Annotated in this window: 34 protein-coding genes; all 34 read right to left on the minus strand. The window is 61.3% G+C overall.

Annotated elements, in window-relative coordinates:
* The gene (rpsD, locus tag WJU27_RS12345; RefSeq protein ID WP_019919613.1) at positions 1-630 is read right to left on the minus strand and encodes a 30S ribosomal protein S4; all 630 of its coding nucleotides are present in this window, start codon (positions 628-630) and stop codon (positions 1-3) included.
* Between the two features lie 13 nt (positions 631-643).
* The gene (rpsK, locus tag WJU27_RS12350; protein ID WP_008061749.1) at positions 644-1,033 is read right to left on the minus strand and encodes a 30S ribosomal protein S11; all 390 of its coding nucleotides are present in this window, start codon (positions 1,031-1,033) and stop codon (positions 644-646) included.
* 16 nt (positions 1,034-1,049) lie between these two features.
* A complete protein-coding gene (gene rpsM, locus WJU27_RS12355; protein ID WP_019919614.1) occupies positions 1,050-1,415 on the minus strand; it encodes a 30S ribosomal protein S13 in 366 nt (121 codons plus the stop codon).
* Positions 1,416-1,469: 54 nt separating this feature from the next.
* On the minus strand, positions 1,470-1,583 hold the full coding sequence (gene rpmJ, locus WJU27_RS12360) for a 50S ribosomal protein L36 (protein WP_081627205.1): 114 nt from the start codon (positions 1,581-1,583) through the stop codon (positions 1,470-1,472).
* Positions 1,584-1,615: 32 nt separating this feature from the next.
* Entirely contained in the window at positions 1,616-1,834 is a 219-nt protein-coding gene (gene infA / locus WJU27_RS12365; protein WP_008061745.1) for a translation initiation factor IF-1, read from the minus strand.
* A 6-nt stretch (positions 1,835-1,840) separates the two neighbouring features.
* Complete coding sequence (secY, locus tag WJU27_RS12370; RefSeq protein ID WP_019919615.1) at positions 1,841-3,166, minus strand: preprotein translocase subunit SecY; 1,326 nt, start codon at positions 3,164-3,166, stop codon at positions 1,841-1,843.
* 3 nt (positions 3,167-3,169) lie between these two features.
* Positions 3,170-3,604 carry a 50S ribosomal protein L15 gene (rplO, locus tag WJU27_RS12375; protein WP_019919616.1) on the minus strand — a complete coding sequence of 145 codons (435 nt, stop codon included), beginning with the start codon at positions 3,602-3,604 and terminating at the stop codon, positions 3,170-3,172.
* Positions 3,605-3,787, minus strand: a complete 183-nt coding sequence (gene rpmD, locus WJU27_RS12380) for a 50S ribosomal protein L30 (RefSeq protein ID WP_425762881.1) — start codon at positions 3,785-3,787, stop codon at positions 3,605-3,607.
* Between the two features lie 8 nt (positions 3,788-3,795).
* On the minus strand, positions 3,796-4,320 hold the full coding sequence (gene rpsE / locus WJU27_RS12385; RefSeq protein WP_341422311.1) for a 30S ribosomal protein S5: 525 nt from the start codon (positions 4,318-4,320) through the stop codon (positions 3,796-3,798).
* 20 nt (positions 4,321-4,340) lie between these two features.
* Positions 4,341-4,694 (minus strand): 50S ribosomal protein L18, encoded by a 354-nt coding sequence (rplR, locus tag WJU27_RS12390; protein ID WP_019919618.1) that lies wholly within the window; start codon positions 4,692-4,694, stop codon positions 4,341-4,343.
* Positions 4,695-4,705: 11 nt separating this feature from the next.
* A complete protein-coding gene (gene rplF / locus WJU27_RS12395; RefSeq protein WP_020163432.1) occupies positions 4,706-5,239 on the minus strand; it encodes a 50S ribosomal protein L6 in 534 nt (177 codons plus the stop codon).
* A gap of 10 nt (positions 5,240-5,249) precedes the next feature.
* Positions 5,250-5,645: a 30S ribosomal protein S8 gene (gene rpsH, locus WJU27_RS12400; protein WP_029143520.1), complete on the minus strand. Its 396-nt coding sequence runs from the start codon at positions 5,643-5,645 to the stop codon at positions 5,250-5,252.
* A 12-nt stretch (positions 5,646-5,657) separates the two neighbouring features.
* Entirely contained in the window at positions 5,658-5,963 is a 306-nt protein-coding gene (gene rpsN / locus WJU27_RS12405) for a 30S ribosomal protein S14 (RefSeq protein WP_019919621.1), read from the minus strand.
* Positions 5,964-5,970: 7 nt separating this feature from the next.
* Positions 5,971-6,510, minus strand: a complete 540-nt coding sequence (gene rplE, locus WJU27_RS12410; protein WP_019919622.1) for a 50S ribosomal protein L5 — start codon at positions 6,508-6,510, stop codon at positions 5,971-5,973.
* Between the two features lie 9 nt (positions 6,511-6,519).
* Entirely contained in the window at positions 6,520-6,837 is a 318-nt protein-coding gene (gene rplX / locus WJU27_RS12415; protein WP_019919623.1) for a 50S ribosomal protein L24, read from the minus strand.
* A gap of 19 nt (positions 6,838-6,856) precedes the next feature.
* Positions 6,857-7,225, minus strand: a complete 369-nt coding sequence (gene rplN, locus WJU27_RS12420; RefSeq protein WP_008061731.1) for a 50S ribosomal protein L14 — start codon at positions 7,223-7,225, stop codon at positions 6,857-6,859.
* A gap of 155 nt (positions 7,226-7,380) precedes the next feature.
* Positions 7,381-7,650, minus strand: coding sequence for a 30S ribosomal protein S17 (rpsQ, locus tag WJU27_RS12425; RefSeq protein WP_018228087.1), 270 nt, complete (start codon positions 7,648-7,650; stop codon positions 7,381-7,383).
* On the minus strand, positions 7,647-7,841 hold the full coding sequence (gene rpmC / locus WJU27_RS12430) for a 50S ribosomal protein L29 (RefSeq protein ID WP_019919624.1): 195 nt from the start codon (positions 7,839-7,841) through the stop codon (positions 7,647-7,649). Before rpmC ends, rpsQ begins: the two co-directional genes overlap by 4 nt.
* Positions 7,842-7,844: 3 nt before the next feature.
* Positions 7,845-8,258: a 50S ribosomal protein L16 gene (rplP, locus tag WJU27_RS12435; protein WP_008061728.1), complete on the minus strand. Its 414-nt coding sequence runs from the start codon at positions 8,256-8,258 to the stop codon at positions 7,845-7,847.
* A complete protein-coding gene (gene rpsC / locus WJU27_RS12440) occupies positions 8,227-9,081 on the minus strand; it encodes a 30S ribosomal protein S3 (RefSeq protein WP_019919625.1) in 855 nt (284 codons plus the stop codon). The genes rplP and rpsC overlap by 32 nt, the downstream gene beginning before the upstream one ends.
* A gap of 5 nt (positions 9,082-9,086) precedes the next feature.
* Positions 9,087-9,416 carry a 50S ribosomal protein L22 gene (rplV, locus tag WJU27_RS12445; protein WP_020163430.1) on the minus strand — a complete coding sequence of 110 codons (330 nt, stop codon included), beginning with the start codon at positions 9,414-9,416 and terminating at the stop codon, positions 9,087-9,089.
* Between the two features lie 12 nt (positions 9,417-9,428).
* On the minus strand, positions 9,429-9,704 hold the full coding sequence (gene rpsS, locus WJU27_RS12450) for a 30S ribosomal protein S19 (RefSeq protein WP_008061716.1): 276 nt from the start codon (positions 9,702-9,704) through the stop codon (positions 9,429-9,431).
* 10 nt (positions 9,705-9,714) lie between these two features.
* The gene (rplB, locus tag WJU27_RS12455; protein WP_020163429.1) at positions 9,715-10,542 is read right to left on the minus strand and encodes a 50S ribosomal protein L2; all 828 of its coding nucleotides are present in this window, start codon (positions 10,540-10,542) and stop codon (positions 9,715-9,717) included.
* Positions 10,542-10,868 carry a 50S ribosomal protein L23 gene (gene rplW / locus WJU27_RS12460; protein WP_020163428.1) on the minus strand — a complete coding sequence of 109 codons (327 nt, stop codon included), beginning with the start codon at positions 10,866-10,868 and terminating at the stop codon, positions 10,542-10,544. The genes rplB and rplW overlap by 1 nt, the downstream gene beginning before the upstream one ends.
* Positions 10,865-11,488, minus strand: a complete 624-nt coding sequence (gene rplD / locus WJU27_RS12465; RefSeq protein WP_019919629.1) for a 50S ribosomal protein L4 — start codon at positions 11,486-11,488, stop codon at positions 10,865-10,867. The genes rplW and rplD overlap by 4 nt, the downstream gene beginning before the upstream one ends.
* Before the next feature lie 10 nt (positions 11,489-11,498).
* A complete protein-coding gene (rplC, locus tag WJU27_RS12470; protein ID WP_024300633.1) occupies positions 11,499-12,140 on the minus strand; it encodes a 50S ribosomal protein L3 in 642 nt (213 codons plus the stop codon).
* A gap of 104 nt (positions 12,141-12,244) precedes the next feature.
* A complete protein-coding gene (rpsJ, locus tag WJU27_RS12475) occupies positions 12,245-12,556 on the minus strand; it encodes a 30S ribosomal protein S10 (RefSeq protein ID WP_018413334.1) in 312 nt (103 codons plus the stop codon).
* Positions 12,557-12,632: 76 nt separating this feature from the next.
* Entirely contained in the window at positions 12,633-13,823 is a 1,191-nt protein-coding gene (gene tuf / locus WJU27_RS12480) for an elongation factor Tu (RefSeq protein WP_020163423.1), read from the minus strand.
* A 23-nt stretch (positions 13,824-13,846) separates the two neighbouring features.
* Positions 13,847-15,940, minus strand: a complete 2,094-nt coding sequence (gene fusA, locus WJU27_RS12485; RefSeq protein ID WP_019915265.1) for an elongation factor G — start codon at positions 15,938-15,940, stop codon at positions 13,847-13,849.
* A gap of 65 nt (positions 15,941-16,005) precedes the next feature.
* Positions 16,006-16,476, minus strand: coding sequence for a 30S ribosomal protein S7 (gene rpsG, locus WJU27_RS12490; protein WP_019915266.1), 471 nt, complete (start codon positions 16,474-16,476; stop codon positions 16,006-16,008).
* A 25-nt stretch (positions 16,477-16,501) separates the two neighbouring features.
* The gene (gene rpsL, locus WJU27_RS12495) at positions 16,502-16,879 is read right to left on the minus strand and encodes a 30S ribosomal protein S12 (RefSeq protein ID WP_008061703.1); all 378 of its coding nucleotides are present in this window, start codon (positions 16,877-16,879) and stop codon (positions 16,502-16,504) included.
* Between the two features lie 190 nt (positions 16,880-17,069).
* Entirely contained in the window at positions 17,070-21,272 is a 4,203-nt protein-coding gene (gene rpoC / locus WJU27_RS12500; protein WP_304001131.1) for a DNA-directed RNA polymerase subunit beta', read from the minus strand.
* 57 nt (positions 21,273-21,329) lie between these two features.
* Positions 21,330-25,406: a DNA-directed RNA polymerase subunit beta gene (gene rpoB / locus WJU27_RS12505; RefSeq protein ID WP_019915268.1), complete on the minus strand. Its 4,077-nt coding sequence runs from the start codon at positions 25,404-25,406 to the stop codon at positions 21,330-21,332.
* Between the two features lie 323 nt (positions 25,407-25,729).
* Positions 25,730-26,110, minus strand: a complete 381-nt coding sequence (gene rplL, locus WJU27_RS12510) for a 50S ribosomal protein L7/L12 (protein ID WP_296808907.1) — start codon at positions 26,108-26,110, stop codon at positions 25,730-25,732.
* Positions 26,111-26,178: the final 68 nt, after the last annotated feature.

Consider the following 26,178-nt stretch of genomic DNA (forward strand, 5'->3'; position numbering starts at 1 on the left):
TCAGCGGGAGTACAGTTCGACGACCAGACTTTCGTTGATCGTCGAGGGCAGGTCGGTACGGGCCGGCAGCGACTTGAACACGCCGCGAGCAGCCTTGGAATCGACATCCAGCCACTCGGGGAAACCGCGCGAAGCCTGAGCTTCGAGCGCGCCCTTCGAGCGCAGATGGCCCTTGGCACGTTCGGTCAGCTCGACCACATCACCCGGACGCACTTCGTACGACGGAATGTTGACGCGCTTGCCATTGACCAGCACGCCGTTGTGACGCACGACCTGACGCGACTCGGCACGCGAAGCGCCAAAGCCCATGCGGTAAGCAACCGTATCGAGGCGGCTTTCCAGCAGTTGCAGCATGTTCTCGCCGGTCTGACCCTTGCGGCGCTCAGCCTCGGCATACACGCGGCGGAACTGACGCTCGAGCACGCCATAGATACGACGGATCTTCTGCTTTTCACGCAGCTGCTGACCGAAACCGGACAGGCGCTGGCCGGACTTCTGTCCGTGCTGACCCGGGGCGTACGAACGGCGCTCGATGGCGCACTTGTCGGTGAAGCACTTTTCGCCCTTCAGGAAGAGCTTTTCGCCTTCACGACGGCATTGACGGCACTTCGCGTCGAGATTACGAGCCATTCTCTAATTCCTCTTAGATGCGCCGACGCTTGGGCGGACGGCAACCGTTGTGCGGGATCGGCGTGATGTCGGTGATCGACGAAATCTTGATGCCGAGCGCATTCAGCGCACGAACGGCCGACTCGCGACCCGGGCCGGGACCCTTGATGCGGACTTCCAGGTTCTTCACACCGCATTCGACAGCGACCTTGCCAGCGGCCTCTGCGGCCACCTGTGCTGCAAACGGCGTGCTCTTGCGCGAACCCTTGAAGCCGGCGCCGCCCGACGTTGCCCACGACAGAGCGTTGCCCTGACGGTCGGTGATCGTGATGATGGTGTTGTTGAAGGAAGCGTGAATGTGCGCGATGCCTTCCGCGACGTTCTTCTTGACCTTCTTCCGGACTTTTGCAGCACTCTTGACCATGATCGTGTCCTATTGCTTATTTCTTGGCGCCAGCGATCGACTTGCGCGGACCCTTGCGGGTGCGGGCATTCGTGCGGGTGCGCTGACCACGCAGCGGCAGGCCACGACGATGACGAACACCGCGATAGCAGCCCAGATCCATCAGGCGCTTGATGTTCATCGTCACTTCACGGCGCAGGTCACCCTCGATGGTGAACTTGCCGACCTCTTCCCGCAGCCGATCCATTTCGGCCTCCGAGAGGTCCTTGATCTTCGTCGTGCGGGCAATGCCGGCAGCGTCGCAAATCTTTTGTGAGCGGGAACGACCAACCCCGAAAATCGCCGTCAGAGCGATCTCGGTGTGCTGGTGGTTAGGAATGTTAACGCCGGCGATACGGGCCATGCAGTCACCCCGAAAAGCGAAACCTTAAATGTTATCAAAGACCACTAGCTAACGTCAACCTTGACGCTGCTTGTGACGCGGATCAGCACAAATGATGCGGACGACACCGTGGCGACGGATCACCTTGCACTTGCGGCAGACGCGCTTTACAGATGCTTGGACTTTCATCCCATTTCTCCAACTGGAACCAAACGCCGGACCTACTTGGCGCGAAACACGATGCGACCTTTGCTCAGGTCATAAGGCGTGAGCTGCACCGTTACCTTGTCACCGGGAAGAATGCGGATGTAGTGCATCCGCATCTTTCCGGATATGTGCCCGAGAACCACGTGTCCGTTTTCGAGCTTCACGCGAAACGTCGCATTCGGCAGGGTTTCAACAACTTCACCCTGCATTTCAATGACATCTTCCTTGGACATAGCTACCTAACGCGTCGGGAACCCAGCCCCGCGGAAATTCGCCTTCTTCAGAAGGCTCTCGTACTGATGAGACATCACGTACGCCTGCACCTGGGCCATGAAATCCATCGTCACTACAACGATGATCAGCAACGATGTGCCGCCGAAGTAGAACGGAACATTCCACTTCAGGATCAGGAACTCAGGCAACAGACAGACCAGCGTGATGTACACCGCACCGACCAGGGTGAGACGCGTCAGGATCTTGTCGATATAGCGCGCCGTCTGTTCGCCCGGACGGATGCCCGGAACGAAGGCACCGCTCTTCTTCAGGTTGTCCGCAGTCTCCTTGGCGTTGAAAACCAGCGCCGTATAGAAGAAGCAGAAGAAAACGATTGCCGTCGCATACAGCAACACGTAGATCGGCTGACCGGGCGACAACGTGGCGGCCAGATCCTTCAGCCAGCGCGTGCTGTCAGTCGTTGCGAACCAGCCCGCCAACGTCGCCGGGAAAAGGATGATCGACGACGCGAAAATCGGCGGAATGACACCGGCCATGTTCAGCTTCAAAGGCAGGTGCGAACTCTGTCCGCCATACACCTTGTTGCCGACCTGACGCTTCGCGTAGTTGACCAGGATCTTGCGCTGACCACGTTCTACGAAAACCACCACTGCAGTCACAGCAAACACCAGCGCAACGATGAACAGCGCCGTCAGCTCGTGCATCGCACCGGTATTCACAAGCTCGAGAAGTCCGCCGATGGAACCCGGAAGCCCTGCAGCGATACCCGCAAAGATGATGATCGAGATGCCGTTGCCAATGCCGCGTTCGGTGATCTGTTCGCCCAACCACATCAGGAACATTGTCCCGGTGATCAGAGTCGAGATCGTCACGAAGCGGAACATCATTCCCGGATCGAGCACCAGTCCCTGCTGCGACTCAAGCGCAACGGAAATACCGAAGGCCTGGAACAGTGCGAGCGCCAGCGTGCCGTAACGCGTGTACTGCGTGATCTTGCGTCGGCCCGCCTCACCTTCCTTCTTCAGCGCCTCAAGAGACGGCACTGCGACGGTGAGCAGCTGCATGATGATCGACGCCGAGATGTACGGCATGATCCCCAGCGCGAAGATCGTGAAACGCGACAACGCACCGCCGGAGAAGAGGTTGAATACGCCGAGGATGCCGCCCTGCTGCCCCTGGAACAGTTCCGCGAGACGAGCAGGATCGATACCCGGGACCGGAATGTGCGCACCGAGGCGATAGACCAGCAGCGCGCCTGCGAGGAACCACAGGCGACGCCACAGATCACCGAACTTGGCGCTACGGCCGGGCTGCTGGGCGGCAGTAACCAACGCTTACTCTCCGACCTGGCCGCCAGCGGCTTCGATCGCCGCGCGCGCACCCTTGGTCGCACCGATGCCCTTGAGCACGACGCGGCGGGTAATCTCGCCCGACAGAACCACCTTGGCAGACAGCGCGTCGCGAGACACGAGGCCAAACTGCTTGAGCACCAGCAGATCGACGTCCTCGACCGGCAGACGCGACAGCGACGAAAGATTGACTTCCTCGTTGCGCGCGCGCGTCAGCGACGTGAAACCACGCTTCGGCAGACGACGCTGCAGCGGCATCTGACCGCCTTCGAAACCGACGCTCTTCCAACCACCCGAGCGCGACTTCTGACCCTTGTGGCCGCGACCGCAGGTCTTGCCCAGGCCACTGCCCATGCCGCGACCGACGCGACGGCGCGCGTGCTTCGAGCCCTCGCCGGGCTTGATGTCATTCAGTTCCATTTAAGCCTCGACCTTCAGCAGGTAAGACACCTTGGTGACCATGCCACGTACTGCCGGCGTGTCCTCAAGGACGACGGTGTGATGCAGACGGCGCAGACCGAGACCCCGCACCGTGGCGCGGTGATCCTGCTTACGACCGATCAGGCTCTTCACCAGAGTGACCTTCAGAGTTTTATCAGCCATCACAGACCTCAGCCGAGAATGTCCGCCACGGTCTTGCCGCGCTTGGCGGCAATGTCCGACGGCGTGCTCATGCGCAACAGGCCGTTCAGCGTGGCACGCACGAGGTTGTAGGGATTCGACGAGCCGAGCGACTTGGCGACGACATCCGTCACACCCATCACTTCGAACACGGCACGCATCGGGCCACCGGCAATGATGCCGGTACCGGCGGCGGCCGGCTGGATCAACACGGTCGACGCGCCATGGTGGCCGACGATCGGGTGATGGAAGCTGCCATCGCGAAGGCTCACACGAACCATCTTGCGACGCGCTTCTTCCATCGCCTTCTGCACGGCGACCGGCACTTCACGCGCCTTGCCCTTGCCCATGCCGATTCCGCCGTCGCCGTCACCGACCACGGTCAGAGCCGCGAAACCGAGAATACGACCACCCTTCACCACCTTGGTGACACGGTTGATCGACACCATTTTTTCACGCAGGCCGTCGTCGCGTTCTTCCTGGGCCTGGTTTTGCTTGCGTTGCGGTTTAGCCATCGCTTGAGTCGCCTGATCAGTTAGAACTTGAGACCGCCTTCGCGGGCGGCCTCAGCGAGCGCCTTGATACGGCCGTGGTACTTGAAACCACCACGATCGAATGCCACCTGCTCGATACCTTGCGCGCGAGCGCGCTCGGCAATCAGCTTGCCGACCAGCGTGGCAGCCTTGACGTTGCCGCCATTGCTCACTTCCTTGCGCACCGACTCTTCGATGGTCGACGCCGCTGCGAGCACACGGGTGCCGCAACCGGAATAGACCTGCGCGTAGATGTGGCTGTTGCTGCGGTGAACCGACAGGCGAACGGCCTTCAGTTGGGCGATGCGCGCACGGGTCTGGCGGGAACGGCGCAGACGGGAAATATTCTTGTCCATGTTCGTCACCCTTACTTCTTCTTGGTCTCTTTGATCACCACCACTTCATCCGCGTAGCGAACGCCCTTGCCCTTGTACGGCTCGGGCTGGCGATACGCGCGGACTTCAGCAGCGACTTGACCAACGAGTTGCTTGTCGACACCCTTGATGCGGATTTCCGTCTGCGCCGGCGTTTCAACCTTGATGCCTTCCGGCATCTGATGAACGACCGGGTGCGAGAAACCGAGCGACAGGTTCAGCTTGTCGCCTTGCGCCTGAGCCTTGTAGCCCACGCCGACCAGCAGCAGCTTGCGCTCGAAACCCTGGGTGACACCCTGAACCATGTTGGCGACCAGCGCACGCATGGTTCCGGAAAGTGCCTTGGTGTTCTCGGCGCCTTCGATCTGACCGAAACGGATCTCGCCGCCATCGACCGTAACCGACACAGCCGGGTTGATCACGCGGCGGATCTGGCCGAGCGGCCCCTTGACCGACAGCTCGCCGTTGCTCAGAGCAACGTCGACGCCCTTCGGCACGATTACTGGATTCTTTGCGATACGTGACATGTCTTCGTCCTCAGGCCACGATGCACAGCACTTCGCCGCCGACCTTCTCGGCGCGGGCCTTGCGATCAGTCATGACGCCGCGCGGCGTCGAAACGATGGCCACACCCAGTCCGTTCATCACACGAGGCAGGTCGTCCATGCCGCGATAAACGCGAAGACCAGGACGGCTGACGCGCTCAATGCGCTCGATGACGGGGCGGCCCGAGTAATACTTCAGGACCAGTTCGAGTTCAGCCTTGCCACCATCGGTGCGCACGCTGAAACCGTCGATATAACCTTCGGACTGCAGCACCCCGGCGATCGCCACCTTGATCTTCGAGGACGGCATGACAACAGAGCCCTTCTGTGCCATTTGTGCATTGCGGATGCGGGTCAGCATGTCCGCAATCGGATCACTCATGCTCATCTTGTACCCCTGTTACCAACTAGCCTTGACCATGCCGGGCACTTCGCCGCGGAAGGCCGCTTCACGCAACTTGTTGCGGCAAAGACCGAATTTGCGGAACACACCGCGCGGACGCCCGGTCTGCTCGCAACGATTGCGAAGACGCGTCGGGCTGGAGTTACGCGGCAGCGCCTGAAGCTTCAGGCGCGCGGAAGCGCGATCTTCGTCGGACGCAGACATGTCAGCGATGACAGCCTCGAGCGCAGCGCGCTTGGCGGCGAACTTCGCAACCAGCTTCTCACGCTTCTCTTCACGGTTTTTCAATGCCAACTTGGCCATGGCAACCTCAATTCTTGAACGGGAACTTGAACGCGGCGAGCAGAGCCTTGGCTTCCTCGTCGGTCTTGGCGGTCGTCGTGATGCTGATGTTCATTCCGCGGACCTTGTCGACCTTGTCGTACTCGATTTCCGGGAAAATGATCTGTTCCTTGATACCGATGTTGTAGTTGCCACGGCCGTCAAAACCCTTGCCGGACACACCACGGAAGTCACGCACGCGCGGCATCGCCACGGTGATCAGACGATCCAGGAACTCGAACATGCGAGGACCACGCAGCGTCACCATGCAGCCGATCGGGTAACCCTCACGGATCTTGAAACCCGCGATAGCCTTACGGGCCTTGGTGACGACCGGCTTCTGACCGGCGATCTTGACCATGTCGCCCACGGCGTGTTCAAGAACCTTCTTGTCACCCACCGCTTCGCCGACACCCATGTTCAGCGTGATCTTGGTGATGCGCGGAACTTCCATCACCGACTTGTAACCGAAGCGAGCCGTCAAATCGCCCACAACGGTTGCCTTGTAAAAATCTTGCAAGCGCGCCATTGTCGTTCCTTAAGCCTTGACCAACTCGCCATTCGACTTGAAGAAACGGACCTTGGTACCGTCTTCAAGCGTCTTGATGCCCACACGATCACCCTTGCTGGTGGCCGGGTTGAACAGCGCAACATTCGAAATATCGATCGGCATTTCCTTCTCGACGATGCCGCCCTGCTGACCCTTCATCGGGTTCGGCCGCTGATGCTTCTTCACGCGGTTTACGCCCTCGACCAGCACCGAGCGCTCATCAACGCGACGCAGCACGGTACCGCGGCGACCACGATCCTTACCCGTCAGCACCACTACTTCATCGCCCTTGCGAATCTTTTCCATCTGACTCTCCAGCCTGGCCTCAGAGAACTTCCGGCGCCAGCGAAACGATCTTCATGAAACGCTCGCCGCGCAGCTCACGCGTGACCGGCCCGAAAATGCGGGTACCGATCGGCTCGAGCTTGTTGTTCAGAAGCACTGCGGCATTGCCGTCGAACTTCACGAGCGAACCGTCCGGACGACGCACACCCTTCGCAGTGCGAACAACCACTGCGTTATAGACCTCGCCCTTCTTGACGCGACCGCGGGGCGCAGCATCCTTGATGCTGACCTTGATCACATCGCCAATACCGGCGTAACGGCGCTTGGAACCACCCAGCACCTTGATACACATGACCGAGCGCGCGCCGGTGTTGTCGGCCACGTTCAGCATGGATTGCATCTGGATCATTTGTTATCTCCAACTTATCCCGCTCTGAGAGCGGTCAGTCTTGGACCCGTCAGGGTGTAGGACGAGCCCAACAAAATCTTGAGGCTCGGCGAAGCAAAGCGCGCCACAATAGCACGCAGGGAGAAGCTATACAAGCCCCTCCCTGAAATACATCTTCAGATCACGCGAGCCTGTTCTACAACCTGCGTAACCTTCCACGCCTTCGTGCGGCTGATCGGGCGGCACTCTTCGATCTGAACCAGATCGCCTTCGTGCGCTTCGAGGCCTTCAACGTGCGCGTGATACTTCTTCGACCGCATGATCACCTTGCCGTAGAGCGGGTGCTTCACACGACGCTCCACCAGAACGGTCACGGTCTTGTCCATCTTGTCGCTGACCACACGGCCGACCAGCGTGCGATGAACCTTTTGATTGGTCTCGCTCATTTCGTACTCGCTTTCTGTTGCAGCAGGGTACGAACGCGCGCGATATCGCGGCGCACGTTCTTCAGTTCGCTGGTGTTGGTCAGCTGTTGAGTCGCCTTCTGCATGCGCATCGAAAACTGCGCTTTCAGAAGATCCATCAACTCCTTGTTCAATTCAGCGGCATCTTTCGTCCGCAGATCCTTGGCTTTCATCGCTTACCCCAGCTGTCGCACGACAAAGGTGGTTTCGAGCGGGAGCTTGGCAGCCGCCAGGCGGAATGCCTCGCGCGCCAGCGCTTCGTCGACGCCGTCCATTTCGTACAGCACCTTGCCCGGCTGAATTTCCGCAACCCAGTATTCCGGATTGCCCTTGCCGTTACCCATACGCACTTCCGCCGGCTTCTTCGAGATCGGCTTGTCGGGGAAAATGCGAATCCAGATACGACCACCGCGCTTGATGTGACGCGTCATCGCACGACGTGCGGACTCAATCTGACGAGCCGTCAGACGACCGCGCGACGTGGCCTTGAGACCGTACTCGCCAAAGGAAACCTTGGTGCCGCGGGTGGCGAGGCCCGTGTTGCGGCCCTTCTGCTCCTTACGGTACTTTCTTCTCGCCGGCTGCAGCATTGCTAGCTCCTGACTTTCTGACTCGTTGCTGAGTGGACTTCACGTCGGCATCCCCTGCCGGTGCGCCGCCTTCGGGCTTCGCATCACGAGCGGGGCGGCGGCCTGCCGGGCGGTTGTCGCCTTCGGGGCGACGACCGTCACGACGCGGACGACGTGCGTTATCGTTTTCTTCGGTAACCGCAGGCGCTTCGCCGCGGGCGAGCATTTCGCCCTTGAACACCCACACCTTGATACCGATCACACCGTAGGTCGTCTTCGCTTCCGACGTTCCGTAATCGATGTCTGCACGCAGCGTGTGCAGCGGCACGCGACCTTCGCGATACCACTCACGGCGAGCGATCTCGATACCGTTCAAGCGACCCGACGACATGATCTTGATGCCCTGGGCGCCGAGGCGCATGGCGTTCTGCATCGCACGCTTCATCGCGCGGCGGAACATGATGCGCTTCTCGAGCTGCTGGGCGATCGAATCGGCGATCAGCTGCGCGTCGATCTCCGGCTTGCGGATTTCCTCGATGTTGACGTGCACCGGCACGCCCATCATCTTGGCCAGTTGCGCCTTGATCAGTTCGATCTCTTCGCCCTTCTTGCCGATCACCACGCCCGGACGGGCCGAGTAGACGGTGATACGGGCGTTCTTGGCCGGACGCTCGATGACCACGCGGCCGACGGACGCATGCGCCAGCTTCTTCTTCAGGAACGCGCGAACCTGCAGATCCTGATTGAGCATGCGCGGGAAGTCCTTGCTGGACGCGAACCAGCGCGAAGCCCAGTTATGCGTGACCGCCAGACGGAAGCCGGTCGGATGAATCTTCTGTCCCATAACCTTCAGTCTCCAACCGTGACGAACACGTGGCAGGTCGGCTTCACGATGCGATTACCGCGTCCCTTGGCCCGGGCGGTGAAGCGCTTGAGCACAACACCCTTTTCCACGTAAATGGTCTTCACCTTGAGGCTGTCGATATCGGCGCCATCGTTATGCTCGGCATTGGCGATTGCGGACTCGACGACCTTCTTGATGATCTTTGCGCCCTTCTTGGGGCTGAAAGCCAGAATGTTCAGAGCCTGACTGACCGACTTGCCGCGGATCAGATCGGCGACCAGCCGACCCTTTTGCGCCGACAGACGCACACCGCGAAGATTTGCACGGGTTTCCATTGTCATCGCTCCTTACTTCTTCGCTTTCTTGCCTGCGGTGTGACCCTTGAACGTACGGGTCAGCGCAAACTCGCCCAGCTTGTGACCGACCATGTTTTCCGAAACATAGACCGGAATGTGCTGGCGACCGTTATGCACGGCGATGGTGAGACCGATGAAGTCCGGCAGAACGGTCGAACGACGCGACCAGGTCTTGATCGGACGCTTGTCATTCGACGCGCGAGCCGTATCCACCTTGGCCAGCAGGTGGGCGTCGACGAACGGGCCTTTCTTGATTGAACGTGCCATTGCCTACCTCTTATCGCTTGTAGCGGCGCTGCACGATCATGTTGCTCGTGCGCTTGTTGCTGCGGGTGCGGTAGCCCTTGGTCGGCTGACCCCACGGGCTGACGGGAACGCGGCCTTCACCGGTACGGCCCTCACCACCACCGTGCGGGTGATCGATCGGGTTCATCACGGTACCGCGAACCGTCGGGCGCACACCGCGCCAACGGGTTGCGCCGGCCTTGCCAAGCTTGCGCAGGTTGTTTTCTTCGTTGCCGACTTCGCCGATGGTCGCGCGGCACTCCACGTGCACACGACGGATTTCACCGGAACGCAGACGCAGTTGAGCGTAGCTGCCTTCGCGGGCCAGCAACTGAACCGAGGTACCCGCAGCACGCGCCAGCTGGGCGCCCTTGCCCGGCGTCATCTCGATGCAATGCACCGTCGAACCGACCGGGATGTTACGCAGCGGCAGCGTATTACCAGACTTGATCGGCGCTTCCGAACCACTGACCACCTGCTGGCCGACCACCATGCCCTTCGGGGCGATGATGTAGCGGCGCTCGCCATCGGCGTAGCACAGCAGCGCGATATGAGCCGAACGGTTCGGGTCGTACTCGATGCGCTCGACAGTAGCGACGATGCCATCCTTGTTGCGACGGAAATCGATCACGCGATACTGCTGACGGTGACCACCGCCCTTGTGACGGGTCGTGATCCGGCCGTGGTTGTTGCGACCCGAGGTCTTGTTCTGGCTCTCGGTGAGCGAATCAACCGGACGGCCCTTGTACAGGGTCGGATTGACGACCTTGACGACGGCACGACGGCCGGCCGAGGTCGGCTTGACTTTGACGAGTGCCATTAGACAGCCCCTCCTTCAGCGAACTCGATGTCCTGGCCCGGCTTGATGCGCACAAAGGCCTTCTTCCAGTCGCTGCGACGGCCGAACGTGCGGCCAAAACGCTTGATCTTGCCCTTCACGTTCAGAACCTGAACCGACAGGACTTCGATCTTGTTGTCGCCCTTGCTGAACAGCAGCTCAACCGCAGCCTTGATTTCCGGCTTGGTAGCATCCGGCGCAACCTTGAACACGACCTGGTTGTTACGGTCGGCAATAAAGGTCGCCTTCTCGGAAATCTGCGGCGCGAGCAGAACCTGCATCAGCCTTTCCTGCGAAAAGTTGCTCATGCCCACATCTCCTCGAATTTGCTCATCGCGCTGCGCGTGACCAGCACCTTGCCGAAGCGGATGAGCGAAACCGGATCCGTCTCATGCGCTTCCAGGACCAGCACGTTGTGCAGGTTGCGCGACGACAGGAACAGGTTCTCATCGAGTTCGTCGGTGATCACGAGCACCGAATCCAGACCCATGCCCTTGAGCTTGCTCGACAGCAGCTTGGTCTTCGGAGCCTCGACATTGAAATTCTCGACCACAGCGATGCGGTCTTCGCGAGCCAGCTGCGAGAGGATCGCGGCGATGCCGGCGCGATACATCTTGCGATTGACCTTCTGCGAGAAGTTCTCGTCGGGCGAGTTCGGGAAGATGCGACCGCCGCCACGCCACAGCGGGCTGGAGGACATACCGGCGCGTGCGCGACCGGTACCCTTCTGACGCCACGGCTTGCGCGTGGTGTGCTTGACCAGCGTACGGTCCTTCTGAGCGCGGGTACCCTGGCGAGCGTTGGCCTGATAGGCCACGACCACCTGGTGCACCAGCGCTTCGTTGTATTCGCGGGCGAACAGCGCGTCCGGTGCCTGCACCGTCGCCGCCTGTTGACCAGCGTCGTTCAAAACCTTCAATTCAGCCATCGCGCTCTCCTCAGCCCTTGACCGCCGGCAGCACGACAACGTCGCCGCCCTTGGAACCCGGAATTGCGCCCTTGATGAGCAGCAGCTGACGGGCCTCGTCGATACGCACGACCTCCAGCCCCTGCTGGGTGCACTTGACGTCACCCAGGTGACCGGCCATGCGCTTGCCCGGGAAAACGCGACCCGGATCCTGCGCCATACCGATCGAACCCGGCGAGTTGTGCGAGATCGAGTTGCCGTGCGACGCACGGTTGGACGAGAAGTTGTGGCGCTTGATGGCACCGGCAAAGCCCTTACCGATGGACGTACCCGTCACATCGACCTTCTGGCCTACCGAGAACACTGAGGCAGGGCTGATCACATCACCCGCCTTGAACTCGGCGAGCTTGCCAGCATCCACACGGAATTCACGCAGCACCTCACCGGCCTCGACACCTGCCTTGGCGAAATGACCTGCGGCGGCTTTGTTCACGCGAGTAGCGCGACGCTTGCCGAAAGCGACCTGCACCGACGTATAACCGTCGGTTTCTGCTGTCTTGATCTGGGTAACGCGATTGTTCGACACATCAACGACCGTCACCGGGACGGTTTGCCCGTCGTCGGTGAAAATACGCGTCATGCCGACCTTGCGACCCACAAGGCCTAGAGTCATGTTTTTCTCCTCATCCCGGTTGCGATTGACCGGGATCCGTTTCAACTGCCACCGGAACATCCGGTGACGCTTACCGGCAAAAAGTACGCCGGAAAAGACTGCACTTACTGAAGCTTGATCTCGACATCCACACCCGCCGGCAGATCGAGCTTCATCAACGCGTCGACGGTCTTGTCGGTCGGGTCGATGATGTCCATCAGGCGAACATGAGTACGGATTTCAAACTGATCGCGCGAGCTCTTGTTCACGTGCGGCGAACGCAGCACGTTGAAACGCTCGATGCGGGTCGGCAGCGGCACGGGACCACGAACAACGGCGCCGGTGCGCTTGGCGGTATCCACAATCTCAAGAGCCGACTGATCGATCAGGCGATAGTCGAATGCCTTGAGGCGAATACGAATCTTCTGGCTTTGCATTGGTTTTTCCCAAAGAGCGAAAGAGCAAAGCCGGGTAGCACAAGCCACCCGGCGCAAAAGCTGACGATTGTACTAATTATTCGATGATCTTTGCAACCACGCCGGCGCCGACGGTACGGCCACCTTCGCGGATCGCGAAGCGCAGACCTTCTTCCATCGCGATCGGGGCGATCAGCTTCACCGTGATCGACACGTTGTCACCCGGCATCACCATTTCGGTGCCGGCCGGCAGTTCGATCGAGCCGGTCACGTCCGTCGTACGGAAGTAGAACTGCGGGCGGTAGCCGTTGAAGAACGGCGTGTGACGACCACCTTCTTCCTTCGACAGCACGTAGATCTCGGCCGTGAAGTGCGTGTGCGGCTTGATCGAGCCCGGCTTGGCCAGAACCTGACCACGCTCCACGTCTTCACGCTTGGTGCCGCGCAGCAGCACGCCGACGTTGTCGCCCGCCTGACCCTGGTCCAGCAGCTTGCGGAACATTTCAACGCCGGTGCAGGTGGTCTTCACCGTCGGCTTGATACCGACGATTTCGATTTCCTCACCGACCTTCACGATGCCGCGCTCGATACGACCGGTCACCACGGTGCCGCGGCCCGAGATCGAGAACACGTCTTCGATCGGCATCAGGAACGCGCCATCCACCGCACGCTCCGGCGTCGGGATGTAGCTGTCCAGTGCAGCGGCCAGCGCCATGATGGCACCTTCGCCCAGATCGGTCTTATCGCCTTCCAGCGCCTTCAGGGCCGAGCCCTTGACGATGGGCACGTCGTCGCCCGGGAAGTCGTACTTCGACAGCAGCTCGCGCACTTCCATTTCAACCAGCTCGAGCAGCTCGGCGTCGTCGACCATGTCGCACTTGTTCAGGAACACGACGATGTACGGCACACCGACCTGACGGGCCAGCAGGATGTGCTCGCGCGTCTGCGGCATCGGGCCGTCAGCGGCCGAACACACCAGGATGGCGCCGTCCATCTGCGCGGCACCGGTAATCATGTTCTTCACGTAGTCGGCGTGACCCGGGCAATCAACGTGCGCGTAGTGACGGGTTGCCGTCTCGTACTCAACGTGCGCCGTGTTGATCGTGATGCCGCGCGCCTTCTCTTCCGGCGCTGCGTCGATCTGGTCGTACGCCTTCGCCTCACCACCGAACTTCGACGACAGAATCGTCGTGATCGCCGCCGTCAGCGTCGTCTTGCCATGGTCAACGTGACCAATCGTGCCCACGTTCACGTGCGGCTTGGTGCGCTCAAACTTTCCCTTTGCCATTTCTAACCCCTAAATCCCAAAACTCACTTCTTGTTGATGATGGCGTCAGCGACGTTCTTGGGCGCTTCCGCGTAATGCTTGAATTCCATCGAGTAGGTTGCGCGACCCTGGCTCAGCGAGCGCAGCGTGGTCGAGTAACCGAACATCGATGCGAGCGGCACTTCAGCCTTGATCGCCTTGATGCCACCCGGCAGGTCTTCCATGCCCTGGACGATGCCGCGACGACCGGACAGGTCACCCATGACGTTGCCCATGTAGTCTTCCGGCGTTTCCACCTCGACGGCCATCATCGGCTCGAGCAGAACCGGACTGGCCTTGCGCATCGCATCCTTGAAGGCCATCGAAGCAGCCATCTTGAACGCGTTCTCGTTCGAGTCCACGTCGTGGTAGGAGCCATCAAACAGCGTGACCTTCACATCCACCACCGGGAAGCCAGCCAGAACACCGTTCGGCAGGGTCTCCTGCAGGCCGCGATCGACAGCCGGGATGAATTCGCGCGGCACGGTACCGCCCTTGATTGCATCCACGAACTGATAGCCCTTGCCCGGCTCGTTCGGCTCAAGCTTGATCCAGACGTGACCGTATTGGCCGCGACCGCCCGACTGCTTGACAAACTTGCCTTCCTGCTCGACCGACTTGCGCACCGCCTCGCGGTAGGCCACCTGCGGCGCACCGACGTTTGCCTCGACACCGAATTCACGCTTCATTCGATCAACGATGATTTCGAGGTGCAGCTCGCCCATGCCCGAAATGACGGTCTGGCCAGACTCTTCGTCAGTACGCACGCGGAAGGACGGATCTTCCTGTGCCAGACGGCCAAGCGCCAGGCCCATCTTTTCCTGGTCACCCTTGGTCTTCGGCTCGACAGCGACGTGAATCACCGGCTCCGGGAATTCCATACGCTCGAGCGTGACTTCGGCATCCGGATCGCACAGCGTTTCACCGGTGGTCACCGACTGAAGGCCGATCGCAGCGGCGATGTCGCCTGCACGAACCTCTTCGATTTCCTGGCGATCGTTGGCGTGCATCTGCACCAGACGGCCGATACGCTCCTTCTTGCCCTTGACCGGGTTGTACACGGTATCGCCGGACTTCAGAACGCCCGAATAGACACGAATGAAGGTGAGCTGACCGACGTACTTGTCCGACATCAGCTTGAACGCCAAAGCCGAGAACTTTTCGTCGTCGGCCGCTGCGCGCTCAACCTGCTCGTCGTTTTCACCGATGCCCTTGACCGGCGGAATATCAACCGGGGAAGGCAGGAAATCGACGACAGCATCCAGCATGCGCTGCACGCCCTTGTTCTTGAACGCGGTGCCGCACAGCATTGGCTGGATCTCGCCTGCAATGGTGCGGGTGCGCAGACCCAGGATGATGTCAGCCTCGGAAAGCTCACCGCTCTCGAGGTACTTGTTCATCATCTCTTCGCTGGACTCGGCAGCCGCCTCGACCATCTTTTCACGCCACTCTTCGCAGGTGGATTGCAGCTCGGCAGGAATGTCCTCGTACGAGAACTTGATGCCCTGCGAAGCCTCATCCCACAGAATGGCCTTCATCTTGATGAGGTCGACAACGCCCTTGAAGTTCTCTTCCGCGCCGATGGGCACAACCACCGGAACCGGATTCGCGCTCAGACGAGTCTTCAGCTGCTCGTACACCTTGAAGAAGTTGGCGCCGGTACGGTCCATCTTGTTCACGAAGGCGAGACGCGGCACACCGTACTTGTTGGCCTGACGCCACACGGTTTCCGACTGCGGCTGAACACCACCCACCGCGCAATAGACCATGCACGCACCGTCGAGCACACGCATCGAGCGCTCGACTTCGATCGTGAAGTCAACGTGACCCGGGGTGTCGATGATGTTGATGCGGTGTTCGGGATAGTTGCCGCCCATGCCCTTCCAGAAGGTGGTCACGGCAGCGGAGGTGATCGTGATGCCACGCTCCTGCTCCTGTTCCATCCAGTCCGTCGTGGCGGCGCCATCATGCACCTCACCCAGCTTGTGGTTGACGCCGGTGTAGTAAAGAATCCGCTCGGTCGTCGTCGTCTTGCCGGCGTCGATGTGAGCGGAAATGCCGATGTTCCGGTAGCGCTCGATCGGTGTCTTGCGTGCCACGATACAGTCCTTTGAAACAAGAGGCCGCCACAAGTGGCGGCCAGTCAGTTAAGCGAAATTTGGAATCAGAAGCGGAAGTGCGAGAACGCCTTGTTGGCATCCGCCATCCGGTGAACTTCGTCTCGCTTCTTCATTGCAGCGCCGCGACCTTCAGCCGCTTCCAGCAGCTCGGCAGCCAGACGCAGGCCCATCGACTTCTCGGAACGCTTGCGGGCAGCCTCACGCAGCCAGCGCATCGACAGCGCCATGCGACGCGACGGACGCACTTCAACCGGCACCTGATAGTTGGCACCACCAACACGGCGGCTCTTCACCTCGACCACCGGCTTGACGTTGTTGATCGCCTGGGAGAACACCTCGAGCGGATCCTTGCCACTCTTGGTCTTGATCTGGTCAAACGCGCCATAGACGATGCGCTCGGCAACAGACTTCTTGCCGGCAGACATCAGCACATTGACAAACTTGGAAAGCTCGACACTGCCGAATTTCGGATCCGGCAGAATGTCCCGCTTGGGTACTTCGCGACGACGCGGCATTTTTTAACCCCTCAATCTCTTGCGATTACGCTTTCTTCGGACGCTTGGCGCCGTACTTCGAACGGGACTGCTTACGATCCTTCACACCCTGAAGGTCGAGCGAGCCGCGGACGATGTGGTAGCGCACACCCGGCAGATCCTTCACACGGCCACCGCGAATCAGCACAACCGAGTGTTCCTGCAGGTTGTGACCTTCACCGCCGATGTAGGAAATGACCTCGAAGCCGTTGGTCAGACGCACCTTGGCGACCTTACGCAGTGCCGAGTTCGGCTTCTTCGGGGTCGTGGTGTACACGCGGGTGCAGACGCCGCGCTTTTGCGGGCAGGCTTCGAGAGCCGGCACCTTGGATTTGCTTACCGGCGACGTGCGCGGCTTGCGTACAAGCTGATTGATGGTTGGCATTTTTTCGAGATTCCAAAAGACCGGAGGCGACGCCTATCCAGTGGCCCGCCTCCGCGACTCGTTCGCCTTGAGCCCGCTACGGTTGGCGGACCCACAAAGAGGCCGGATTATAGGCACATAAAAACAACAGGGTCAACCCCGCGGCATTCGCCGAACACCGCGGGGTTGTGCTCTCTACTGCGTAAGACGATTACTGCGCTTCACCCGCATCGGCGTCCGCCGTCACGGGGTCATCGCCGAACAGCACGCGATCGGCTGCCGCGGCGTCGTCGCCGACAGCCTGGGCACGACGGGTGCGGTGGTAGGCCAGACCCGTACCGGCCGGGATCAAGCGACCGACGATGACGTTTTCCTTCAGGCCGCGCAGTTCGTCGCGCTTGCCCATGATGGCCGCCTCGGTCAGCACACGCGTCGTTTCCTGGAAGGACGCCGCGGAGATGAACGAGTCGGTCGACAGCGAGGCCTTGGTAATACCCAGCAGCATGTACTGGTATTCGGCCGGACGCTTGCCTTCGGCGACCAGACGATCGTTCTCGTCGAGCACCTCGGAACGTTCGACCTGTTCCTCGCGGATGAACTTCGAATCGCCGGAATCGACGATGACCACGCGACGCAGCATCTGGCGGACGATCACCTCGATGTGCTTGTCGTTGATCTTCACGCCCTGCAGACGGTACACGTCCTGCACTTCGTCGATGATGTAGCGCGCCAGTTCCTCGACACCCTTCAGACGCAGGATGTCGTGCGGCTCGACTGCGCCGTCGACGATCACCTCGCCCTTGTTCACCACCTGGCCGTCGTGCACCGTGACGTGCTTGTCCTTCGGGATCAGGAACTCGTTCACCGTGCCATCCGGCTCGGTGATCACCAGACGCTGCTTGCCCTTGGTGTCCTTGCCGAACGACACCGTACCGGTGACTTCGGCCAGCAGGCCTGCGTCCTTCGGCGAACGGGCCTCGAACAGCTCGGCCACGCGCGGCAGACCCCCGGTAATGTCGCGCGTCTTCGCGGACTCCTGAGGGATGCGCGCCAGCACGTCACCAACGCTGACCGCCTGACCGTCCTTCACGGTGATGATGCAACCCACCTGGAAGGTGATCGACACGGCCGTATCGGTACCGGCGATCTTCACTTCGTCGCCCGACTCGGTCAGCAGCTTCACCTGCGGGCGCAGGCCCTTGGTGCTGGTGCTGCGACGCTTCGGATCGATAACCACCAGCGTCGTCAGGCCGGTCACGTCATCGACCTGCTTCGCCACGGTCACGCCTTCCTCGACGTGTTCGAAGCGCACGATGCCCGAGTACTCGGTAATGATGGGGCGGGTATGCGGATCCCAGGTCGCCAGGCCGGTGCCGGCCTTGATGGTCTGACCTTCATCGACCTGCAGCGTCGCACCGTACGGCACCTTGTGGCGCTCGCGCTCACGACCGTGGTCATCGGTGATGATGATTTCGGCACTGCGGGCGATGACGATCTTCTCGTTCTTCGCGCTGGTGACGTAGCGCATGTTCTGCGTGAAGCGGATGACGCCCGCGCTCTTGGCTTCGACACCGCTGGCGGCGGCAGCTCGCGACGCCGCACCACCGACGTGGAAGGTACGCATCGTCAGCTGCGTGCCCGGCTCGCCGATCGACTGCGCAGCGATCACACCCACTGCCTCACCGGCGTTGACGATCTGGCCGCGACCGAGGTCGCGACCGTAGCACTGGGCGCACAGGCCGTAGCGCGTTTCGCAGGTCAGCGGCGTACGCACCTTCACCTCATCGACGCCGAGCGAATCCATCAGATCGCAGCGGTCTTCGTCGATCAGTTCGCCGGCGTAGATCACCGTTTCCTGGGTCTCCGGATTGACGACGTCAGCAGCCGTCACGCGGCCGAGCACACGCTCGCGCAGCGGCTCGATCACTTCACCGCCCTCGACCAGCGCCTTCATGACGAAGCCCTCGGCGGTACCGCAATCGTCTTCGGTGACCACCAGATCCTGCGTCACATCGACCAGACGACGGGTCAGGTAACCGGAGTTCGCGGTCTTCAGCGCCGTATCGGCCAGACCCTTACGGGCGCCGTGCGTCGAGATGAAGTACTGCAGAACGTTCAGACCTTCACGGAAGTTCGTCGTGATCGGCGTTTCGATGATGGAGCCGTCCGGCTTCGCCATCAGGCCCCGCATACCGGCCAGCTGACGGATCTGGGCGGCTGAACCGCGGGCGCCGGAGTCGGCCATCATGTAGATGGAGTTGAACGACTCCTGCTTCACCGTGTTGCCGTTGCGATCGACCGTATCTTCCTGACCGAGCTGGTCCATCATGGCCTTCGCGACCTGGTCACCGGCGCGACCCCAGATGTCCACCACCTTGTTGTAGCGCTCGCCGTCGGTCACCAGACCCGAGGTGTACTGCTGGGCGATTTCCTTCACCTCCGCTTCGGCAGCGCTGATGATGGTGTGCTTGGCGTCCGGCACCAGCATGTCCTTCACCGCGATCGAAATGCCGGCGCGGGTCGCGAGACCGAAACCGGCCTGCATCAGCTTGTCGGCAAAGATGACGGTTTCGCGCAGGCCGCAGCGACGGAAGCTGTGGTTTACCAGCTTCGAGATTTCCTTCTTCTTCAGCGGCTTGTCGAGCACCGAGAACGGCAGGCCCGGCGGCAGGATTTCTGCCAGCATGGCGCGACCGACCGTGGTGTCGTAGCGCGTGATCTTCTCGCGCTTCTCACCGTCGACGACTTCGACTTCGCGGATGCGCACCGCCACCTTCGAGTGCAGTTCGACGAAGCCGTTCTCGTAGGCGCGGCGCATTTCGTTCACGTTCGCGAACATCATGCCTTCGCCCTTGCCGTTGATCTTGGCGCGGGTGGCGTAGTACAGACCGAGCACGATGTCCTGCGACGGCACGATGATCGGCTCGCCGTTGGCGGGCGACAGCACGTTGTTCGACGCCAGCATCAGCGTACGCGCTTCCATCTGCGCTTCCAGCGACAGCGGCACGTGGACGGCCATCTGGTCACCGTCGAAGTCGGCGTTGAACGCCACGCAGACCAGCGGGTGCAGCTGGATGGCCTTGCCTTCGATCAGCGTCGGCTCGAAGGCCTGGATGCCGAGGCGGTGCAGCGTCGGCGCGCGGTTCAGCATGACCGGATGTTCGCGGATCACCTCTTCGAGGATGTCCCACACCTCAGGCACTTCCTGCTCGACCAGCTTCTTGGCGGCCTTGATGGTGGTCGCCATGCCGTTCAGTTCGAGCTTGTTGAAGATGAAGGGCTTGAACAGCTCAAGCGCCATCTTCTTCGGCAGGCCGCACTGGTGCAGCTTGAGCTGCGGACCGACCACGATGACCGAGCGGCCCGAGTAGTCGACGCGCTTGCCCAGCAGGTTCTGACGGAAACGACCGCCCTTGCCCTTGATCATGTCGGCCAGCGACTTCAGCGGACGCTTGTTGGCACCGGTCATCGCCTTGCCGCGACGGCCGTTGTCGAGCAGCGAATCCACCGCTTCCTGCAGCATGCGCTTTTCGTTGCGCACGATGATTTCAGGCGCCTTCAGCTCGAGCAGACGCTTCAGGCGGTTGTTGCGGTTGATGACGCGGCGGTACAGGTCGTTCAGATCCGAGGTCGCGAAGCGGCCGCCATCCAGCGGCACCAGCGGACGCAGGTCCGGCGGCAGCACCGGCAGCACTTCCAGAATCATCCACTCGGGCTTGATGCCCGAATGCTGGAAGCCTTCCAGGATCTTCAGACGCTTCGAAATCTTCTTCATCTTCGCTTCGGAGCTGGTGGCTTCCAGCTCGCCGCGAAGCTTCTCGACTTCACGGTTCAGGTCGAGCGAACGCAGCATGCCGCGCACGCCTTCCGCACCCATGAACGCGGTGAAGTCGTCGCCGTACTCCTCGACCTTGGCCAGATAGTCGTCTTCCGACAGCAGCTGGCCGCGGTTCAGCGGCGTCATGCCCGGATCGACGACGACATAGCCTTCGAAGTACAGCACGCGCTCGATGTCGCGCAGCGTCATGTCGAGCACCATGCCCAGACGCGACGGCAGCGACTTCAGGAACCAGATGTGCGCGGTCGGGCTGGCCAGCTCGATGTGGCCCATGCGCTCGCGACGCACCTTGGACAGCGTGACTTCAACGCCGCACTTCTCGCAGATGACGCCGCGATGCTTCAGACGCTTGTACTTGCCGCACAGGCACTCGTAATCCTTGACCGGGCCGAAGATCTTGGCGCAGAACAGACCGTCCCGCTCCGGCTTGAAGGTACGGTAGTTGATGGTCTCCGGCTTCTTGACCTCGCCGTAGGACCAGGAACGGATCTTGTCCGGCGACGCGAGACCGATGGTGATCGCGTCGAACTCTTCTTCCTGCGTGACCTGCTTGAAAAGATCCAGCAATGCTTTCATGGCAACTCCTTTGGGGCTAGTGGCTAGGGGCTAGGCGGAACGCTTTCGCGCCCAGTCCTAGAACCGCTCCAAATCAATGTCGATGGCCAGGGATCGGATTTCCTTCACCAGCACGTTGAACGACTCCGGCATGCCGGCATCGATCTTGTGCTCGCCCTTGACGATGTTTTCGTAGACCTTGGTACGGCCGGTCACGTCATCGGACTTCACGGTGAGCATTTCCTGCAGCGTGTAGGAAGCGCCGTACGCTTCCAGCGCCCACACTTCCATCTCACCGAAACGCTGACCACCGAACTGCGCCTTGCCGCCCAGCGGCTGCTGGGTCACCAGCGAGTACGGGCCGGTCGAGCGGGCGTGCATCTTGTCGTCGACCAGGTGATGCAGCTTCAGCACGTGCATGTAGCCCACGGTGACCTGGCGCTCGAAGGCCTCGCCGGTGCGTCCGTCGTACAGCGTCATCTGGCCGCCAGCCGGCATGTCGGCCAATTCCAGCATGCGGCGGATTTCGCCTTCGTGCGCACCGTCGAACACCGGCGTCGCGAACGGCACGCCGTGCTTCAGGTTGCTTGCCAGCTCCAGCACTTCGCCGTCGTTCAGCGAGGCGATGTCTTCGCTGGTGCCGCTGCGGTTGTAGATCTCGTCGAGGAAGGCGCGCAGTTCAGCCATATTGGCCTGACGGCGCAGCATCGCGTCGATCTTCTTGCCCAGGCCGCGTGCAGCCATGCCGAGGTGGGTTTCCAGGATCTGACCGATGTTCATCCGCGACGGCACGCCGAGCGGGTTCAGCACGATGTCGACCGAGGTGCCGTCTTCCATGTAGGGCATGTCTTCGATCGGCGTGATCTTGGACACGACACCCTTGTTGCCGTGGCGGCCGGCCATCTTGTCGCCCGGCTGCAGACGACGCTTCACCGCCAGATAGACCTTGACCATCTTCTGCACGCCCGGCGGCAGCTCGTCGCCCTGGGTGAGCTTCTTCTTCTTCAGCTCGAAAGCGAGGTCGAAGTCGGTGCGGGTCTTCTCCAGCGATTCGCGCAGGCTTTCCAGTTGGCCGGCAATGTCTTCCTCCGCCATGCGGATGTCGAACCAGCTGTGCGGCTCGACACCATCCAGGTACTCACGCGTGATGGTGGCACCCTTGGCCAGGCGCTTCGGGCCGCCGTTGGCGACACGACCGATCAGCAGGCGCTCGATACGGGCGAAGGTGTCGCGTTCGACGATGCGCATCTGGTCGCCCAGATCCTGGCGGTAGCCGCGCAGCATGTCGTCGATGATGGACTGAGCGCGCTTGTCGCGCTCGATGCCTTCGCGGGTGAACACCTGCACGTCGATCACCGTGCCGTTCATGCCGGACGGCACGCGCAGCGAGGTGTCCTTCACGTCGGAGGCCTTCTCGCCGAAGATCGCGCGCAGCAGCTTTTCTTCCGGCGTCAGCTGGGTTTCGCCCTTCGGCGTCACCTTGCCAACCAGCACGTCACCGGCTTCGACTTCAGCGCCGATGTACACGATGCCGGACTCGTCCAGACGGCCGAGCTGTGCTTCGCCGAGCGACGCGATGTCGCGCGTGATTTCCTCGGGGCCCAGCTTGGTGTCGCGGGCGACCACGGTCAGCTCTTCGATGTGGACCGACGTGAAGCGGTCTTCAGCGACGACGCGCTCCGACAGCAGGATCGAATCCTCGAAGTTGTAACCGTTCCACGGCATGAAGGCGACCAGCATGTTCTGGCCGAGAGCCAGTTCGCCGAGGTCGGTCGAGGCGCCGTCGGCCACCACGTCGCCCTTGGCGATGATGTCGCCGATCTTCACGACCGGACGCTGGTTGATGTTGGTGTTCTGGTTCGAGCGGGTGTACTTGACCAGGTTGTAGATGTCGACGCCGACTTCACCCGGCACTGTTTCCTCGTCATTGACACGGACCACGACGCGGCTGGCATCGACGTAGTCGACCACGCCGCCGCGCAGCGCCTGCACCGCCGTACCCGAGTCGACCGCCACGGTGCGCTCGATGCCGGTACCGACGAAAGCCTTCTCCGGACGCAGGCAGGGCACGGCCTGACGCTGCATGTTGGCGCCCATCAGTGCGCGGTTCGCATCATCGTGTTCGAGGAACGGAATCAGGGACGCAGCAACGGACACGATCTGGCCCGGCGCGATATCCATGTACTGAACCTGGTCCGGCGTCGACAGCATGAATTCGCCCTTGTGACGGCAGGACACCAGCTCGTCGCTCAGCGCACCTTCACCGTCCAGCGAGGCGTTCGCCTGCGCGATCACGTACTTGCCTTCCTCGATCGCCGACAGGAAGTCGATCTGATCAGTCACGCGGCCGGCATCAACGCGGCGGTACGGCGTTTCCAGGAAGCCGTACTTGTTGGTACGGGCGTACAGCGCGAGCGAGTTGATCAGGCCGATGTTCGGGCCTTCAGGCGTTTCGATCGGGCACACGCGGCCATAGTGGGTCGGATGCACGTCGCGCACTTCGAAGCCTGCGCGCTCGCGCGTCAGACCGCCCGGGCCCAGAGCGGACACGCGACGCTTGTGCGTGATCTCCGACAGCGGGTTGGTCTGGTCCATGAACTGCGACAGCTGGCTGGAACCGAAGAATTCCTTGATCGCAGCCGAAATCGGCTTGGCGTTGATCAGGTCATGCGGCATCAGGTTGTCGGATTCGGCCTGCGACAGGCGTTCCTTCACTGCACGCTCGACACGCACCAGACCGGCGCGGAACTGGTTCTCGGCCAGTTCGCCGACCGAACGCACACGGCGGTTGCCGAGGTGGTCGATATCGTCGATCTCGCCCTTGCCGTTGCGCAGATCCACCAGGATCCTGATCACGTCGACGATGTCTTCGTTCGACAGCGTCGGCGCGCCTTCGATGGCGTCACGACCGACACGGCGGTTGAACTTCATGCGGCCGACGGCCGACAGGTCGTAGCGCTCTTCCGAGTAGAACAGGCCGTGGAACAGCGTTTCCACCGCGTCTTCCGTGGGCGGCTCGCCCGGACGCATCATGCGGTAGATGGCCACGCGGGCCGACCACTGGTCCGCCGTCTCATCGGTACGCAGCGTCTGCGAGATGTAGGGGCCGCGGTCCAGATCGTTGGTGTACAGCGTGCTGATTTCGCCGACGCCGGCGGCCGACATCTTGGCCAGCAGGTCTTCGGTGATCTCGTCGTTCGCGTTGGCAAGGATTTCGCCACTGTCCTGATCGACGACTGCGGTCGCGATCACACGGCCGACCAGGAAATCTTCCGGCACGGCGATGGATTCTGTGCCCGACTCGGCCAGTTCACGGATGTGCTTGGCGGTGATGCGCTTGTCCTTGGCGACCACGACCTTGCCCGACGCATCGACGATGTCGAACTTGGCGATCTCGCCACGCAGACGTTCCGGTACCAGCTTCATCTGGATGCCGCTCTTCGACGCCAGGTTGAAGCTGTCGAAGTCGAAGAAGGTTTCGAGGATCTGTTCCGGCATCATGCCGATGGCCTTCAGCAGGATGGTCACCGGCATCTTGCGGCGACGGTCCACGCGGAAGTACAGATAGTCCTTCGGGTCGAATTCGAAGTCGAGCCAGGAACCGCGATACGGGATGATGCGGGCGGAGAACAGCAGCTTGCCCGAGCTGTGCGTCTTGCCGCGGTCGTGCTCGAAGAACACGCCCGGCGAACGGTGCAGCTGGCTGACGATGACACGCTCGGTGCCATTGATGACGAAGGAGCCGGTGGTCGTCATGAGCGGAATCTCGCCCATGTACACTTCCTGCTCCTTCACTTCCTTGATCGTTTCCTTCGGCGCTTCGCGGTCCATGATGACCAGGCGAACGCGCGCGCGCAGCGGGCTGGCGAAAGTGAGGCCGCGCTGATGACATTCCTTCACGTCGAAGGCCGGCTCGCCCAGCATGTAGTGGACGAACTCGAGACGGGCATTGCCGGAGTGCGAGCTGATCGGGAAGATCGACGTGAATGCGGCCTGCAGACCCTGATTGCGACGGTGCTCGAGCGGCACGTCGGTCTGCAGGAACTGCGTGTAGGACTCCAGCTGGGTCGCCAGCAGGAAGGGCACGTCGAGCACCGCATCGCGCTTAGCAAAGCTTTTGCGGATGCGTTTCTTCTCGGTGTAGGTATAGGCCATGAAATCTCCGGACAAAGAGTGCGATGGCCGGGGAAAAACGGAGCGTGCGCCACCCGGCGCGCGGCCCGTGTTTCACCACGGAATGCAATCAGGACAGCGTCACCGGCGGTTGGCCTCTACCAACCCCTGGGCTGACAGCGAAAGCGCGGGCTGAACACCCGAGGCGGGACTTTCGCTCGACCGACGACGGTCTTCCGTGATCGCTTCGGAAGACAAGGAAAAGGCGGTTTGGTGCCGCGTTTTCCTGGTATCCCGAACATGCTGCATAAACGACAACGGGAGCGCGTGCCGCAAAGCACGCGCTCCCGCCAACCAGAGTCGAATTACTTCAGTTCGACCTTGGCGCCGGCTTCTTCCAGCTGCTTCTTCAGGGCTTCAGCGTCAGCCTTGGAGATGCCTTCCTTGACGGGCTTCGGAGCGCCATCAACCAGGTCCTTGGCTTCCTTCAGGCCCAGGCCGGTCACTGCGCGCACGACCTTGATGACTTCAACCTTCTTCTCGCCGGCAGCGGCCAGAACGACGGTGAATTCGGTCTTCTCTTCAGCAGCCGGGGCAGCGGCGCCACCGGCAGCCGGGGCGGCAACGGCAACAGCGGCAGCAGCCGACACGCCGAACTTCTCTTCCATGTCCTTGATGAGCTGCGACAGCTCGAGAACGGTCATGGCGGAGATGGCTTCCAGAATCTGGTCTTTGCTAACGGACATTTCAAAACTCCTGTTTCAAGCGCGGTGCATCAACATGCAGTCGCGCGGATGATTGCTTGATCTGAATT

This window comes from Methyloversatilis sp. NSM2 (assembly GCF_038066675.1).
Taxonomy (GTDB): domain Bacteria; phylum Pseudomonadota; class Gammaproteobacteria; order Burkholderiales; family Rhodocyclaceae; genus Methyloversatilis; species Methyloversatilis discipulorum_A.

Excerpts from the sequence above, each read along its gene's own strand:
- rpsD (WP_019919613.1), bottom strand. The coding sequence starts at position 630 with ATGGCTCGTAATCTCGACGCGAAGTGCCGTCAATGCCGTCGTGAAGGC.
- rpsK (WP_008061749.1), bottom strand. The coding sequence starts at position 1,033 with ATGGTCAAGAGTGCTGCAAAAGTCCGGAAGAAGGTCAAGAAGAACGTC.
- rpsM (WP_019919614.1), bottom strand. The coding sequence starts at position 1,415 with ATGGCCCGTATCGCCGGCGTTAACATTCCTAACCACCAGCACACCGAG.
- rpmJ (WP_081627205.1), bottom strand. The coding sequence starts at position 1,583 with ATGAAAGTCCAAGCATCTGTAAAGCGCGTCTGCCGCAAGTGCAAGGTG.
- infA (WP_008061745.1), bottom strand. The coding sequence starts at position 1,834 with ATGTCCAAGGAAGATGTCATTGAAATGCAGGGTGAAGTTGTTGAAACC.
- rplO (WP_019919616.1), bottom strand. The coding sequence starts at position 3,604 with ATGGAACTGAATGACATCAAGCCCGGCGAGGGCTCGAAGCACGCGCGC.
- rpmD (WP_425762881.1), bottom strand. The coding sequence starts at position 3,787 with ATGGCTGATAAAACTCTGAAGGTCACTCTGGTGAAGAGCCTGATCGGT.
- rpsE (WP_341422311.1), bottom strand. The coding sequence starts at position 4,320 with ATGGCTAAACCGCAACGCAAGCAAAACCAGGCCCAGGAAGAACGCGAC.
- rplR (WP_019919618.1), bottom strand. The coding sequence starts at position 4,694 with ATGGACAAGAATATTTCCCGTCTGCGCCGTTCCCGCCAGACCCGTGCG.
- rplF (WP_020163432.1), bottom strand. The coding sequence starts at position 5,239 with ATGTCACGTATCGCAAAGAATCCAGTAATCGTGCCGAAGGGCGTCGAC.
- rpsH (WP_029143520.1), bottom strand. The coding sequence starts at position 5,645 with ATGAGCATGAGTGATCCGATTGCGGACATGCTGACCCGCATCCGCAAT.
- rpsN (WP_019919621.1), bottom strand. The coding sequence starts at position 5,963 with ATGGCCAAGTTGGCATTGAAAAACCGTGAAGAGAAGCGTGAGAAGCTG.
- rplE (WP_019919622.1), bottom strand. The coding sequence starts at position 6,510 with ATGGCGCGCTTGCAAGATTTTTACAAGGCAACCGTTGTGGGCGATTTG.
- rplX (WP_019919623.1), bottom strand. The coding sequence starts at position 6,837 with ATGGAAAAGATTCGCAAGGGCGATGAAGTAGTGGTGCTGACGGGTAAG.
- rplN (WP_008061731.1), bottom strand. The coding sequence starts at position 7,225 with ATGATCCAGATGCAATCCATGCTGAACGTGGCCGACAACACCGGCGCG.
- rpsQ (WP_018228087.1), bottom strand. The coding sequence starts at position 7,650 with ATGAGCGAGACCAATCAAAAGGTTCATCGCACGCTGGTCGGCCGTGTG.
- rpmC (WP_019919624.1), bottom strand. The coding sequence starts at position 7,841 with ATGAAAGCCAAGGATCTGCGGACGAAAGATGCCGCTGAATTGAACAAG.
- rplP (WP_008061728.1), bottom strand. The coding sequence starts at position 8,258 with ATGCTGCAGCCGGCGAGAAGAAAGTACCGTAAGGAGCAGAAGGGCCGC.
- rpsC (WP_019919625.1), bottom strand. The coding sequence starts at position 9,081 with ATGGGACAGAAGATTCATCCGACCGGCTTCCGTCTGGCGGTCACGCAT.
- rplV (WP_020163430.1), bottom strand. The coding sequence starts at position 9,416 with ATGGAAACCCGTGCAAATCTTCGCGGTGTGCGTCTGTCGGCGCAAAAG.
- rpsS (WP_008061716.1), bottom strand. The coding sequence starts at position 9,704 with ATGGCACGTTCAATCAAGAAAGGCCCGTTCGTCGACGCCCACCTGCTG.
- rplB (WP_020163429.1), bottom strand. The coding sequence starts at position 10,542 with ATGGCACTCGTCAAAGTCAAGCCGACCTCGGCCGGCCGTCGTGCCGTC.
- rplW (WP_020163428.1), bottom strand. The coding sequence starts at position 10,868 with ATGAGCAACTTTTCGCAGGAAAGGCTGATGCAGGTTCTGCTCGCGCCG.
- rplD (WP_019919629.1), bottom strand. The coding sequence starts at position 11,488 with ATGGCTGAATTGAAGGTTTTGAACGACGCTGGTCAACAGGCGGCGACG.
- rplC (WP_024300633.1), bottom strand. The coding sequence starts at position 12,140 with ATGACTCTAGGCCTTGTGGGTCGCAAGGTCGGCATGACGCGTATTTTC.
- rpsJ (WP_018413334.1), bottom strand. The coding sequence starts at position 12,556 with ATGCAAAGCCAGAAGATTCGTATTCGCCTCAAGGCATTCGACTATCGC.
- tuf (WP_020163423.1), bottom strand. The coding sequence starts at position 13,823 with ATGGCAAAGGGAAAGTTTGAGCGCACCAAGCCGCACGTGAACGTGGGC.
- rpsG (WP_019915266.1), bottom strand. The coding sequence starts at position 16,476 with ATGCCGCGTCGTCGCGAAGTACCCAAGCGGGACATTCTGCCGGATCCG.
- rpsL (WP_008061703.1), bottom strand. The coding sequence starts at position 16,879 with ATGCCAACCATCAATCAGCTTGTACGCAAGCCGCGCACGTCGCCGGTA.
- rpoC (WP_304001131.1), bottom strand. The coding sequence starts at position 21,272 with ATGAAAGCATTGCTGGATCTTTTCAAGCAGGTCACGCAGGAAGAAGAG.
- rpoB (WP_019915268.1), bottom strand. The coding sequence starts at position 25,406 with ATGGCCTATACCTACACCGAGAAGAAACGCATCCGCAAAAGCTTTGCT.
- rplL (WP_296808907.1), bottom strand. The coding sequence starts at position 26,110 with ATGTCCGTTAGCAAAGACCAGATTCTGGAAGCCATCTCCGCCATGACC.